We start from the raw sequence: 15,665 nt of genomic DNA on the forward strand, positions 1-15,665 counted from the left end.
TACCGCTTTCATTTGATTAGAACTTAACACTACATCTAAGCTTTCTGAATCGCTAAAACCCAATGAGGCTAGCGTAACAACTTGAGAGGCCGTACCTTCTCTTGAGTTATAATCATATGCTGAAGCTAACATCGTGCTATCGACGTTATTTCTATTTTTCCCTGTGATATGAACTAACCCACTTGTTGTCCAAGACTCACCGCTTTGCGTAAAGTCGGCATTGGATAGTAGGTTGGTAGAATAATGTTCCTCGTCAACAAGGCCATCATCGTTAAGATCTATGTCTGTGTTTGCACTAGCACTTTGTGAAAGAAAAGCAGCGACAAATAGACTTTTAGTTATTATTTTGTACAGCTTCACCAGTTGTCCTTTAGTGATTTTATTGGCCGTAGTTAAATAATTAAAATGCGTTTCGATGTAGAGACTACGGCCAAAATCCCTTTTTGCCGAAAACTAAAGTCATTTTAATGATAAGAATCAACATCATATATTTTTTTAAATGTTAATTCATCTCAATGGTTAACCAACTTTTAAATATAATATAAAAATTATATTTAACTTCTTCATGTAGACCTAACGTAATTGCGTAAGCCCTTCGCTTTTCCTACAGAAATAATCTGCTTTTTGTTTGACGCCCTCCACAAAACTGATCAATATTCAACCTGCAGTTCAAAAAACACTCAAAGGGAGTTGATATGTGCCTTGCTTTTCTACGTCTTATTAATACGCGATTGAAAGTAATGTTGGTCTGTATGTCTTGTATCATTGCTTTTTCAGCTCAATGCGGCGAACGCTATTCATTCTCGTACACTTTCGATGGCGCCCCAAGAGGTACTCCGGGAGAAGTGCTTTCAGGCATTATTGAAGGTAGGTTGGCCGAAGATGGCGATACCATCATTATTGAAAAATTTATAGAAGCTGACCTATCGGGAATTAATTACAATCTCTCGGATAGCACCGAAATGCGTGCTGCTGACCCAGTGAACGTGCCCAAAATGAGCCTATCAGGTGATGTGTTAGATTTTTGGGTATGTGCAAAAGGGTTTGATGGATTTTATGAAAACGGAGGAGGAGATTGCGCTTTTGGTGTGACGGGTGGTTTTCTTATTTCTCCCTACGTTGATGTTAATACCGCAGAATGCATTCAGTCAGATGAATTAGGGCAATGTATTATTTGGGCTTGGGCAGGGATCCCTGAAAAAACTAATGATTATCGCGTTGGTGATATTCCAGTAAATGATAATAATTGGACAATAACCAAATTACTTCCCACTGATATTGGCGAAATCGTTACGCCTAAAGGTGAATATAGTGAGCCAGTATTATTCCGATTTAATGAAGATACAGGGCGCTACTTTGTAAGCTCTTTGAGCGGTAGCTTCAACCTTTCTTGGCAGGGTGCTTATAGCCAAGCTTCTCTGTACGCGCTTCCTGATATGAACGGTAACGGCTCTAGTGAAATCGGCTTGTTCGGAATACGTTCTGACGAGGGAAATGAAGGGAAGCCACAGTTATTTATAAGAGATAGCCTTACTGGTAGCCGAGTCAGCGTACTAAACTGGGTAGCAAATTGGTCTAATGCTTCAATCGTCGTACTACCTGATATAACTGGAGATGACGTTGTCGAAATAGGTCTTCAGGGTGAGTTTTTTGAAGGCGCAAGACCTCAGCTTGTTATTAAAAATGGTCTAACCAATTCATACATAAGCACTGCATCGTTTCCAGCTCAGTGGGCTGCACCGCAATATATGACGTTTAACGATCTTAATCAGGATGGAACGAATGAAATAGCCATGTTTGGTATCGCCACAATAAATAATAAACCTCAAATAAGGATCGTAGATGGCGCACAAGTTGAAACCAGATTATTTGGATATAACTTCCCCGACAATTGGACTGATGTGCAATGGTTAAATGTAGGTGACCAAAACAACGATGGTTTGCACGATTGGGCATTACTGGGGCAATCCAAAATAGATGGAAGGTGGCAGCTTATTATTAAAGATGGCCAATCTCCAATAGGCGCATTAAGCATATATGCGTGGCCCGATTTAACCAATATAACTTTTGGAAGGTTTTCTGACTTTACTAATGACGGCATTCAAGAGTTTGCTCTTGGCGGCTTCAATATTGAGAAGAACCGATGGCAACTGCTTATAAAAGATGGGCAAAATAGGAACACACTATTAGCGGTCATTGGATGGGCGAATAAATGGGATGATGCAAGCATTCATATTTTAAACGACATTGATGGTGATAATATTCAAGATGCTGCAATTTTTGGAAAACGAAGACAATACGAGCTTGCAATTAGGCTAAGCCGTGAAGATTTCACTGTCGAGCATATTATTAATCTGGGAGGCGAATGGACTTCTAAGCCAAATCTCAATTACGTGGCGCCAGGGATAGGTGAAGACCAGGTCCTAGCTGCTTTTGATTACAACGGTGAAAGTATCGCTATAACGCCAATTTTATCGCCAATTCCTTCAACATTGAATTATCAGCTAACTATAGATTCTGTGATCTCAAGCCAAGAGGGCACGCTCTGTAACATAGATGACGAGTACGTAGGACTTGAGGATACAATGGAAGCTGAACTTAGTATCGACGAGTATTTAAGTAAAGCTACTCTCGTTATAGATATTGAAGGTGAAGGGCAACCTGTAACTATTTCAGGTAGTTTCGATGCTGTAACACAAGCCATTGATATTGAATATGGTATTGATGTTTTTGAGCTAACTGTTACCGCTACTACTGAAAGTACGATTGCTTTAACGGGCTCAATTACTACAACCGACACAAGTGAAACCGGTTCAGGCCAATGCGTTACCGTTTTCGATTTGGACGTATTTGGAAGTCTCCAGTAAGGAATATTTCTCCAGAGTAAGAAAAAGGAGGTAGAGCTAAGCTCTACCTCTTTTTTTTAGTTTAGATTACTGAGTATTTGCATCTTGTTATAGCCAAGCTTGCTTGCTCCGTAAGCAACAATATCGTTAAGACCATCACCATTTAAATCAGGAACGATAGCTAGCTTGGGTTTCTCGGACCAGTTAGGACCCAAGTTAAACGACCCAACTTTAACGTTGTGTACGCTCTTTATGTTTACCTCAAAAGCACCGTTACTCTTCTGGCCAAACAGCGCTATATCTACCACTTGGTCGCCATCAAAGTCATTAAGCGCTACAAATTCAGCTTCACTAACTGTATTCGGCCAACCTACTGTAAACATGGTGTCATTGCGATCTACGCCGTTTTTCACTATTGCTTGATACCTGTCTACATCTTCTCTATAACCAGCGGCGCCGATTTCCATAACGCTGTCAAAGTTAATATCTGGCATTATCATCAATTGGAATGTTTCAAAGCTGTCTGGCCAGCCGAAAATACCCAAAGTACCTATCCTAGAAACACCACTTTTTGTGAATGCCTGTACTTGTTTTGACTCTAACCGGCGACCAAACAACGCAATATCGTTTTGACCATCAAAGTCAATATCGCCTAAATTATGGAATGACTCTCCTTCCCAGTCATCACCAAAGTTATACGCAGGAAGCTTATCTGAAGCATCTACCCCACTTATAATTTTCACTTGAATTTTATTGTTAGACACTAACCTTCCATACATGCCGATTTCGGGTACATCATCACCGTTCATATCACTTAGTTGAACGTACTGTGGCGCTTTCATCAATGCAGGAAATGAGTACTTTTGCATTGCCCTACCGTTGGTGCCATCACGTAGGAGCAGTTGAGGCCTATTACCGTCATAAAATGCCCCTTGCATACCAACCTCAGGGATACCGTCATTATTTAAGTCGGCCAATTGCACTAGTTGCGGATTATTCCAATTACCCGCCCATGCATAGTTCTGCACAACGTTGCCAGTTTTTGAATCTTTGACCATTAACTTTGAACGAACACCTGCAACAGTACTTGGATCCTCGATAACGCCAAACACACCTATTTCGTGAGAGCCATTACCATTCATATCGTTGAACAGATGAACGGTAAATTGCGTAAAGTCACCTGTAAATTTCATGAGCTTCAGCTCTTTCTGTGCAGAGACATTAATAATGCTTGTGGTAATCTCGTTGCTAATAGATTTATACGTTACAGCCAGCTCGTTTGTACTGTCACCATTGATATCAGCTATGCTAAACACACTAGCGATAGTTTTCAGATTGTCGAGCGACTCTTCACCATCTGGTATGCCATTGCCATTCGAATCTGGACGCTCAGGATCAAAGCCTACTAGCAGTTCGTAGTTATCACCTAATCCATCCCCATCACTATCTAGCCATTCTGTGCTATCAAAAGGGAAAGCATCTAAAAGGTCAATTACACCATCATTGTCGTCGTCAAGATCGCAAACATCACCAATTCCGTCGTTATCAAAGTCTTCTTGCAGAGGGTTGCTTAATGATGGGCAATTATCAAGATAACCGAGGTAGCCATCGCTATCGGTGTCTGAGCTGAATTCTGTTTTAAAATCAGCGTAGTCAACGACACTGTAAAAGGACTCATCAAAAAAATCATAAATAAAACTGACGTTTTCCACTTTGATAAGCGCGTTCAACTCTTCAAGCGCTTCATCTCCCCACCAGTTTCTTGTTGCATCTACATCATTGAGGCTTTGATTGTATAACGCGAACTCTCCATTACCTGAAATGTCGTTTCCGTTAATTTGAATCGCTCTATGATTAAATATGGAAATTCCATATCCTTGATTGTTCGCTATGGTGTTGTCGCTAATCGATAAGCGTTCGTTACCACTTTCTTCATCTATATCAACTACAATCCCAACACCATTGTTTAAGATATTATTATTAGAAAAATCTGCGTATGCTTCGCCTCGTATTTCAACACCTACACCATTGTTATTTACAATGGTATTTCCCGTTACTACTGGCATAACTTCATCGCCAGCACTAATTTGTAACCCAAAACCATTGTACTCTGTAGGCCAGTATTGACTCTCATACCTTGAGCCAAACCCGCTAATGTAATTATTTGAGACACGATATGAATTAATGCCACTTCCATACGTTTGTATCATCAAACCTTGTAGCCCACTACCAACAATCGAATTATCTTCCACCAGCAAAGCAGAGCCTTCTTCGTAATAGGGATAGAAACCTAATGAGCCGCCCTCACCACCATCAACCGTATTTCTGGAAAAAGTTAAACTTGCAGAAATATTATCAATATAAAAATAGCCATGATTAACTAAAATATTGTCAGTAAACGCCAAGTGTTTAGCTGCGGAAATAGATGCATTTCCCGAATTACTCACAACATTGTTTTCGTAGGTTACATTAGAGTCATATGCACTGATTGAAAAAGCTGCGTTTTCAATGTGGTCAAACTGTGAATTTTTAATCGCTATTTCACAGTCACAGTAAGCCTCTATACTTACTCCATTTCGGCTATAAGAGAGTTCGCTGTTAGTAAATTCCCATGAAATACCGCTGCGATAAACGCTGTAGTAAATGCCAATACTCGTATTTTTAATATGCGTAAAGGTGAAGTTGCTTTGAGAGGTATCATGAAGTAAAAAGCCTCCCCAGTCTGCTTGGTTTTCTCGTTGTCCAATCGCTTCAAATACAATTGGTAACTCAATACTACCTTCACTTACAAATTCACCTGCAACTTCAATTTCAACGAGGTCTGGTGATGATTGGTAATTATCACTAATAGGGTTACCATCGTATGAGGGCACAAATAATACTCGAGAACCAGGTTCTATCGTCAAACTCGCGTATTCTGATATACGGATATCACCTGTTACTAGGAATGGGCTATCGGCGCTAGCCCATAATTCATTCTCTAAAACTTCGTGCCCGGTAACAATTGTAGTCGCAACATATGCCATTGTATTAACGGTTTCTTCAAGTCCCCAGTCACTTTCCGCATCCGCATAGTAGGCCTGTAACTGATCACCTTTTGCTATTTCAACAAGCCCGTTGTTCGCTATAGCATCATTTTCTACCTCTAGTATTGCCTCACCAGAAAACACTCCGCTATTTGATGCTGTCTCTGTAAGCGTAACGATTTCACCTTGGACTATCGCTTCCGTAACAGTAAAGCTAAATCTATCACCTGCTTCAAAGGTGCTTCCGTTCGTGTGAAGGACGATACTTATTTGACCGTCTGCTGTGGTAAAAACTTCATTGTAATATTCGCTAATGTAAAGCCGCTCATTTTCTGGCCCCGAGACTGAACCCGTTACTATAAATTCATATTGATTAAGAGCGACAACTTCAAAAGTTTGAGCCGTTACAATATCGCTATTTAATGTGACTTTTAATTCACCCTGTCCTTGGTTTAATGAAGATGCTTCGATGTCAGTGACTTGCGCTGGCGTACCAGTATTCTCTTTGCTGCTTGTCACCAAAACATCCACGCTCTCGACTTGACTAGGAAGCTTATTTAAGCCGCTATCGATTACTTGAAGTAAGATGTTGTCTTTATGGGAAAAAACCGCTATGTCCTGACTTCTATGGCTTATGAATGTGATAGTTCCCGTCTCGAAATCATTTACAGCCCCACCACCTAGCGAGAAGGAATTATCAAGCCAGCCAGAGTAATTCACCCTAGCGTTTATTGCAGGATAGATAAAACTTACCGTGGAGGGGTGTGTACCAGACGACAATTCTTCGCTTGCTGATTCGCCCCACCAATTATTTCTAGCCGATACATTACGATTTGTTCTATTAACTAACGCATAAACACCGTTACCATAAATATCGTTATATCTAATTTGAGGGTTTGCACGATTGTTCAGCTCGATGCCATAACTCTCATTTTCAGCAATCGTGTTATTTTCAATCACAAAAGCGTGATTTTCGCTCCAAAAATCGACAAATAGACCCGCCCCGTTATTTGTGATGGTGTTGTCTATAATATCAAGGCTCAATGTGCCGTATAAATTAATACCTACACCCACATTATCAGTAATAATATTACCCTCTATTCGCGTTGGAACATCTTCTTCACTGTATATACCTAACCCGCCGCCATCAGTGAAAAAGTCGTTGGTCCCGTAGGACGTCATATATCCAAAGCCGCTGATAGTATTTCCGATGATGTCGATGGCCTCGTAACCACTAGAAGACAGGTGGAAATAAAGTCCAAAAGAACTGGTACTATTCTCACCATTTTTGACAATGTGGTTATTGCTTACTTCGTAATATGCCTTTTTTTCATTATCGTAATCAGACGAGATAGTTAGGCCGCTGTCTAGTGAAAATGTGTTATCTATTACATGCAGTTCGCTTGCTACAGATTCGACATTCACAGAGTAAATGGTATCGAAGTTACTTTCGGTAATCGTTAGCGAGTCTGGGTATCTAAGAAAAACAGAGCCCGCCTTGGAAAGTGAATTATTAGTGAAAGTGACTGTGCTTTGGGGAGCAAAAAGCTCTAGCGCCTGATACTTGATATTTTCAATAGTAGAATTTGCAATTGAAATTTCACATTCTTCACAGTGACTAATATTTAAACCACTTACGCCATCTTTGATTTGAACCCAATCAAAGATGGCGTTTAACCCACTATCATATGAGTTAACAACGAGGCCTGACTCTGCATTCGACAATTCTAAGTGCCTAAACACTGCTTGAGAGGGGTTATCTAACCTTATACCGTACCAATCACCTTGCCCTGGGCTTTTTGCAAAAGACTTTATTTTAATTGGTTTTTCAGCAGAGCCGTTAAAGGAAATACCTCCATTAACGCTAATCTCTGTTTTCTCTGGGTAATATCCGTTAGAAGTTTTGTCAGTGTTCGAAGTAACCCATATCTCTACGCCCTCTTCAATACTAAGGGAAGCATTTTCAAGAACATTGATGTCACCGAGCAGCAAATACGGACTGTCTTGTTCTACCCAATCTTCATTTTGAGCATAAGTCGCACCGTTGATAACGGTTGTTGCATAGTACACACTAGTTTGGGCGACTACCTCACCACTACGGGCGTCATTTCCATCAAATAGAATAGCGCGTAATTGATCGATACCTGCGGTATTTACAATGCCATCATTGTTGTTTGTTTGTGTGTCTTCTTGCAGAACAATTGGCGATGAAAAAATGCCACTATCAGCTTCAGTCTCCGTCAATGTGACAACGTCTCCAGTTGCCGATTCCGCAACAGTAGAAAATGTAAATTTATCTCCAGCGTCAAAATAGATACTGCCTGTATCAATTTCTATTTGAATTTCGCCAGAACGAGAGACAAAAGGCTCGTCATAATAATTTTCATGCGTTTCTTCTTTGCCAGTCACACTGCCTGTGATTAAAAACTCATAGTTATTAAGCGCCAATATTTCCCAACTTTGCTCCACAACGGTTTCGCTAAGCAGCTTAACCCTAACTTCTCCATTTCCCTTATTTGAAGCAAACGCAATAAAATTCTCAATTGAGGCTGGTGTTCCAGTATTTTCAACGCTACTGGTGACCAACACATCTATCGTTTCTTTTTCATTTTTTTTAGCGTTAGCCGCCGAGTTATGGACGGTAAGGAGTACGTCGTCGTCTTTTTGAATTGCCTCGACATGAGTACCATCCGCACGATTAAAATGAATTTCAACATCTTGTGAAGTCGAACAAAACGCTGTTGGTGCGGTTAGTAGAAGGAAACCAGAGAAGGCAGGCAAAGTCCATTTCATATAGATGCTCGTTATTAGTATTTAAAATTATGGGCAATTGTTACAAGGCGCACAACGTAGCATCGGAATATACTATTACCCTTATACGATTAAAAGGTCCATTACCATTTCAAACCATAAAAAACAAGATATCACCCTCCTAAAAAAAGACAAAGCGGCAAAAAAATCAGATGCTTACAATGCTTTTCCATAAGCCAGTGGGAGCTTGATTTTTTTAAACCGCTTTTGATTAATTTAAAGGTAACTAAACACTTCTAACTTGCTCACTCCAAGAACATCTTCACCGTATAAAACCACGTCAGGTAGAGTATCGCCGTTAATATCAGGAACTGAAAGTACCGTTGGAAGTTCTTTCCATTGGGTTCTTGATGTAAAAACTACCGTTTTTGCATTATCAATACCCTTGACAGAGACTTCAAACCTTGAAGAAGCCGTCTTTACTCCAGCAAGCCCAATATCGTCGACGCCGTTACCATCAACATCACCTAAATAATAGAATCGAGCTTCGGAATGGCTGTTCGGCCAACCGATATTTGATAATGTCGAATCCCTATCAGAACCGCTTTTAACAATGAACTGATAGCGGTCAGTGTCTGAACGTAAGCCACCAGCACCTACCTCATTCACGCCATCTAAGTCTATATCACCGACTAAAACAATTTGATGGTCCACGAACGTTTCAGGCCAATTGAAAATTCCCAGCGTCCCTGCTTGTTCAACACCGCTTTTAGTGAATAGTTGAACCTTCTGAGAGTCAATTCTGCGGCCATATAAACCAAAGTCGCGAACTAAATCAAAATCGATGTCAGGCAGAGCCACCCAATGCGTTTCAGCCCAATCGTCACCAAAGTTATACGCAGGTAACTTATTCGACGAATCAGCGCCATCTACAATTTTGACCTGGATTTTGTCATTAGACTTTAGCTTACCGAACAGGCCAATCTCTGGTATGCCATCTCTCGTTACATCACTAAGTTGAACAAACTGAGGTTCATACATGAGTGCAGGGAAAGATAGCTTATCAAGCGAAGCACCTGTCGCGCCATTTTTGGGAAGAAGTTGCGGCCTATCACCAACATAGAAATTCCCCTGCATTGCCACTTCAGGAATTCCATCGTTGGTTAAATCGGCTAGCTGCACAAAACTTGGAGCAGACCAATTTGCAGGCCAGCTGTAAGTATTAACTGCATCACCCGTTAAGGGATCAATAACAATAAGCCTAGATTTAACTGCCGTATTACCACCATCTTCCGGTAACAGACCAAATAAACCAACCTCTTTAGACCCATTGTTATTCATGTCAGGAAGCTGATGGATTGAATAGTTCGTGTAGGTGCCAGCAAAACGGAAAGACAAAGTAACTTGCTCGTTCACTTTGTTAATCACTTCACCCGACACTACATTATCTTCACCTTCATAGATAACGACTAAATCGGAAGTATTATCGCCATCCGTATCATCAATAGACAAAACATACCTAATGGACTTAACTTTTTCGGCAATTAACGGGAAAGGGTCTTCGCCGTCAACAATACCATCATTATCACTATCTATGTTATTAGGGTCCAAACCTAGTGCAATTTCATAGTTATTCCCCAATCCGTCACCATCCGTGTCTTCCCAGTCATTGGGGTCTAGGGGGAATAGGTCTGCAACATCTTCTATACCGTCATTATCATCATCGTCATCGCGAATATTGAGAACTAAATCACCGTCGGTATCAAGGTAATCAGTGTTTCCACCGTCTTGCCAGGTTTCAACATCCCAATTTCCGGAGTTCCAGTTCAATTCATCGGCCATAGCAACCGAGCAATGCAAGCCTGCTGCAATGGCTATTGGTAAATACCGTTTCTTCATAAGAGCCACCACACTTAGTTATTACGGCTATTTTTATACATATCAATCATATCTTGCATGCCGCCAGAATCGATGCAGTTATTTTCGGTCTCGCTGTTAACATCGACATTTTCAATATCAACCGTGCCGCCATAACATGAGTACTGATCTGGCGCTATGATTGAACCACCAAATATATTTGCAAATGATCCGCTAGCAACATTTAATCGAGAGCCTTCATTAAAAGTAGAGTTATTAATAAAAGTGGTAGAGTTAGACCAAATATTTACATCACCTTCAAAATTCACATCGCCAAATTCAACAAAAGAGCCTTTGTTGGCTTCATAATATGATACGACTGACTCCCATACGCCCATGCTTGAAGAGCCCTGAACAGAAATTGCAGGTACTTGCGTGTTATAAATAGATACATAAGAGCTATTGTGCGCTTCTAGGTATTCAGCGATTACTGAATTTCCAATGTTAACTGTACTGCCCTGCGAATAGAGTTCTTTGATGTTGAAATTGCTGCCACCCAGTTCACTTGCTTCAACATCTATTCTAGATGCTGGAGCTGACAGGTCATTCGTTCGCATTGTACTGCCATCTGCCACGCGAATATTGCCTGATGATATTGTTAGGCTTGAATCAAAGCCCTCCCACCCAGAGTTAAAATCAAGCTCTACTGCGTTTTCTGAAGCAGAGATATTAACTGCATCTCTGCCTCTGAAAAGTGAATTTTGTAAGCTAACTCCGCGCTCGACGTTTTCGATATTGATATTACCCAAGCTTCGAACTACAGCTCCATTAACTCCTCTAATACCGCCATTAAATCCGTTTATCGTTAAATCGCTTAGATAAACCTGTGCACCCTCTTGAATCCATAAAGCATCTCCACTGTAACCTTCACCCTCGTAAATAAACGAGACATTGCGAACAGACCCAGCAGCGTTGCGAGAATAAAAAACAGGGAAATCACCGGAAGTTTTGATCGTAAGATTATTTAAGTACAAGCCACCGCCAAAACCACCCAATAAATCAACCTGACCTGTCAAGTCGTTATCGATAAGCTCAGCTGTATCGTCCACACCGTATATACCTAGTACCTGCCCATGAACTTGAACTGAAGGGTCTTCTTCTTTTCTCGGCGTATCAATATCACCATAACAGCTGCCCTTGATATTAAAACTCAAGTCTTTTATGTACCAATTCTCTAGATAAGCCTCATTTAATGCAGCCGGATTTTCTGTACAGTCAATCTCTACATTTACAATTGTTATATTTTCCGGTAGCGCTTTCTCGCTTAGTTCATTTAAACGCGAATTTAGCGAATCAAAGTTTTCATTTACTTCAGCAGCTTTCGCTGGCGTTGAAGGTGTAAAAATATGGGGCACTTCTTGCTGAGCAAACACCGTTGTTGAAAAGGCTAGGGCAAAAGGAATTGTGGTTATTTTTTTCATAGACATCACCATTTATTTATGTGTGGATGGCTATGACGACAATTCGTGCCTGTAAACCATCCGTGGAATGCGTAAAAACCATGACTTGTTTGAGCTGTTCATGGCGTTAAGCAATATTTAAATTAAAGGCAACCAAATGCTTAAGATGAATTTACTCGCCGTTACTTTGCGTTAAGTTTTTTGTAGTGAATGTTTCATTATTACCAGACGACTTACGAGCTCAATGATGCTAGGCATACTGTTTATATTTTAATAATGAAAGAAGATAGGAAAGGAAAATTAACATATTAAGCTGTATGTATTCGCCAACAATGATTAGTTAATATAGGTTGGCAATATCTAAATCCCTTTCGCTTCGCTTTACATCCAAATTTCCAACAAAGATAGCACATGATTGTACAAAAGCTATTCAATTATTTAATTATATGCACTTTCTTTTATGATATCTAACCATCTTTATACCTGTAGGCACAAGTTATGTCTCTTCAACATTACTTTATTGACGTGTTATATTGCATTTTCTAAAGAGCGCTTAATTCAACGGAATTCTCATGGCAAAAGTTGTTATACACTTCGGTCCACCTAAAACAGGGACATCTGCAATACAAAAATGGTTAGTCGAAAACGAAAGCGCGTTGAAGCAAAGAAAGATCCTATATCCGCAGCATCAAACTGACTCCAATGGAGTCAGTTCTGGTAATGCGACGGCTATTTTTAATAATCCCAAAAAAGATAAGCCTAGGCACGCAAGAGAAAATAAACTTAAGCTAAAAGAGAGTTGTCAGCTTAACAATTGCAATACTTTACTTTTCTCATCTGAACTCTTTATGCGCAAGCTTCCTGAGCTTGCAAAGCTCTACCCTAATGCAAGATTTATTGGCTATATTCGCGCGCCTATTGACTTACTAGAGTCTGACTATAATCAATTAGTTAAGCGACATTCCGAGACAAATGCTTTTACAGAGAATGATCGCTCTGCAGATTGGCAGCTTGACATGCTGAGTACCTTGATTGATGACATTGGATTAGATAGATTCGAACTTCGCGCCTACTGCCCAGAAGCGTTTCTAAATGGAGATTTAGTCGCGGATTTTCTTAATACTGTAAGACCAGGACTTGAATCTTTAGTAAAAGATAATACTAAGGGCGTTAACCCATCATATAGCCTCCAATCACTAGAGTTTAAACGATGGTTAAATCAGTTGAGCCTTGAGCGTACTATTGAAAGAGATATTGATAAGTACCTACAAAGCCTAACAAATGGTATTAATAGCTACTCTTTACTTGCCCCTGATGAGTATGAAACTTATCGAAAAGCATCGATAAACTCACTCACACAGTTTAATAGCAAATACCCAATTGCAGGCTTTGAACATCTGCTTAACCACGTGACAAATAAGCAACAAAAGCCGTTTGTCCAACAAAGTATAAGTGATGACGACTTTACTCATATTTTGAAAGGTTTACTTAACAGTGTTTCAGGTGCATCGACTGGTTTAAAAGAAGCACTGTCCCAAAGCAACGTATTAGCAAACGCTCCGCAAAGAGTTAAGTTAGCTGAAGCTTTGTTAAACAATTAGTGTTGCTAGTCTCTCGAGGGATCGTCATGAATTACCAACGACTTATTTTATTATGCAGTGCCGTACTTTCACTTCCTGTTTCTGGTGAGATACCAACGTGGGTATTTGACGATAAAAGAGAACTGAAAACATTTAATTTTCGATATGCAGAAGGAAGTCTTAGAAAACAAAAATCCGATGAGTGGATAAAACGCTGGGATAATGCAGATGGCATAGTGATTAAGTCATTAAATGAAGAGGTAAGCCCCTTCGAAGACAATTCTCACGAAACATTAAAACAATTCAAGAATAAAAATCCTAACCAGCTCTTACTATTACACTTTAATGGACGCTCTAGACTTCCCTCTTTCAGCCCGGAAAAGATGAAAGCATCAGACTTTCTTTATCTACTTGGCACAACTAGCGTCACACCGATAACCGACAATGATGAAATTAGCGTTGTTAAAGTCGAAAACGTGCGCGCATTCAAGCGAAATAGATCTCTAGCGAAAGGGGTTTACGACGATGTTGTAATGGTGCGAAAAAAAAACAACGGTAGTTTAGATTGGAACTATACCGAGCACGCAAAGTTACTTAAGGTTGATGTCAAAAACAAAGCTATCACGATTCAGCGTGACTTACTCGCATCGGGTAAAAAAGCCTTCGCTCCGCAAGAGGCATATATTGCTCTGCATGCGTCGAAAGGCCCTTTCGATAAAACCGTTAAGCAACGACTATGGGAATACAATTGGTTTTATGCAGGTAAAACTGCTGATTCAGACAAGGGCCTATCAAAAAGACTTGCCCAAGAATTATCGAGCTATTTAATGGGCTCCTTAAACTTTTTCGATGGTATAACCTTTGACGTCCTCACAGAATTTCATCAACCTAAAATTGGAGGTTATCCCGGTCCCATTGATGTTGATCAGAATGGTATTAAAGATGACGAAGAAGAGTATGATGCCTTGCATAAAGCAGGGGTAAATGCCTTCCTATCAAATTTAAGATTGGAGGTGGGAAACGGCAAATTATTGTTGGCCGATGGAGGTTATATAAATCAAAAAGAAGTTAACTTACTAAATGGTATGGAAAGTGAAGGCTGGCCAAACAATAAAGACCTTAATTTAGAGCATTGGTCTAGCGGTATGAATCGGTACTCTTTTTGGTCTACTTTTTCCGCGCTTCCACGATTAAACTATGTAAAGCTTGCAGAATATTGGAACGAAAATAGAGAAAAAACAGTACCTCAAGATAATATACGGCGTCTAACAGTAGCTGCTGCACTTATGAACGATACCGTAATTGTACCTGCTCACCGCCCCAGAGGCATTCACTACCAAAAATGGCCAGAGCTCAGGTTGTTCAAGAAACTTGGAAAGCCTCTTAATGACGTTATTCACTTTACAGGTAAGGTGACCTTGCCTATCGAAACGACTTCTTTTGAAAATGAAGATGATATCGTTTTTCCTACGCTTAACTTCAGAAATAACAAAGTCCCCCCTCAACAATGCTTCAAGATAAAAAAGCAACACAACGGCCCCCTCACCATTAGCTTAAAAGGAAAACTACCTAAAGACTCTGATGTGGCCACTCTTATTGTTAAACCTCATACTGCAGAGGAAAAGTTTGGTTTATTGAACAACGAACTTTTTGAAAATTGGTTTTATTGGTCGGATATACAAACCAATAAATTTTGTATTGCGGTTTCAAACAATACGCCCGTTTCGATAGCGTCGATTTCAGTATTTGGTGAGCCTCTAGTAAGCTATAGAGAGTTTGAGAACGGGTTAGTATTTACGAATCTATCTGAAAGCCCTCTAAATATACCAATTAAAGACTTAAAACTGTCAAAGCAGTATCACTCTGATGCTTTTCAGATTGAAGCCAGAGACATCACTATTATTAAGCACTAAATCGCGATTTTGATTTGCTTTCTGCACAAAGGACGCCTTTGTGCAGAAAGCGAAATGCGATGAGTAGAAGATGAGTGATTGCATATTACATGTTGCTGTCTCATCTACTAACTGAAGAACACACATTTCCATTTGGGTATTTGTATTGTAAGCGTTCGCAGATCACACCTAACGCATAGCAAACTGCCATGATAGTAGCTGCTCAGTATCCGTTGCATGTTCCGGCCCATTC

Annotated in this window: 7 protein-coding genes; 3 read left to right on the forward strand and 4 right to left on the reverse strand. The window is 40.1% G+C overall.

Annotation, left to right across the window (positions count from 1 at the left end):
• Nucleotides 1–360: hypothetical protein (locus RJ41_RS05640; RefSeq protein ID WP_039218088.1), on the reverse strand; the 360-nt coding region annotated here is incomplete at its 3' end.
• A gap of 392 nt (nt 361–752) precedes the next feature.
• Between RJ41_RS05640 and RJ41_RS18685 the strand changes: the two genes are divergently transcribed.
• Nucleotides 753–2,867: a hypothetical protein gene (locus RJ41_RS18685; RefSeq protein WP_156964760.1), complete on the forward strand. Its 2,115-nt coding sequence runs from the start codon at nt 753–755 to the stop codon at nt 2,865–2,867.
• Between the two features lie 56 nt (nt 2,868–2,923).
• Here the strand turns inward: RJ41_RS18685 and RJ41_RS05650 are convergent, their stop codons facing one another.
• From RJ41_RS05650 to RJ41_RS05660, 3 genes are all read right to left on the reverse strand, one after another.
• Nucleotides 2,924–8,665: a right-handed parallel beta-helix repeat-containing protein gene (locus RJ41_RS05650; RefSeq protein ID WP_039218091.1), complete on the reverse strand. Its 5,742-nt coding sequence runs from the start codon at nt 8,663–8,665 to the stop codon at nt 2,924–2,926.
• Nucleotides 8,666–8,899: 234 nt separating this feature from the next.
• Entirely contained in the window at nt 8,900–10,522 is a 1,623-nt protein-coding gene (locus RJ41_RS05655; RefSeq protein WP_039218093.1) for a hypothetical protein, read from the reverse strand.
• Nucleotides 10,523–10,536: 14 nt separating this feature from the next.
• A complete protein-coding gene (locus tag RJ41_RS05660; RefSeq protein WP_039218095.1) occupies nt 10,537–11,961 on the reverse strand; it encodes a hypothetical protein in 1,425 nt (474 codons plus the stop codon).
• Between the two features lie 551 nt (nt 11,962–12,512).
• On the opposite strand from RJ41_RS05660, the gene RJ41_RS05665 reads away from it, so the two are divergent.
• On the forward strand, nt 12,513–13,541 hold the full coding sequence (locus RJ41_RS05665) for a sulfotransferase family protein (protein WP_052235406.1): 1,029 nt from the start codon (nt 12,513–12,515) through the stop codon (nt 13,539–13,541).
• Between the two features lie 26 nt (nt 13,542–13,567).
• The gene (locus tag RJ41_RS05670) at nt 13,568–15,433 is read left to right on the forward strand and encodes a hypothetical protein (RefSeq protein ID WP_052235407.1); all 1,866 of its coding nucleotides are present in this window, start codon (nt 13,568–13,570) and stop codon (nt 15,431–15,433) included.
• The last annotated feature ends 232 nt before the right edge of the window (nt 15,434–15,665 follow it).

Source organism: Alteromonas marina, assembly GCF_000808575.1.
GTDB lineage: Bacteria > Pseudomonadota > Gammaproteobacteria > Enterobacterales > Alteromonadaceae > Alteromonas > Alteromonas marina_A.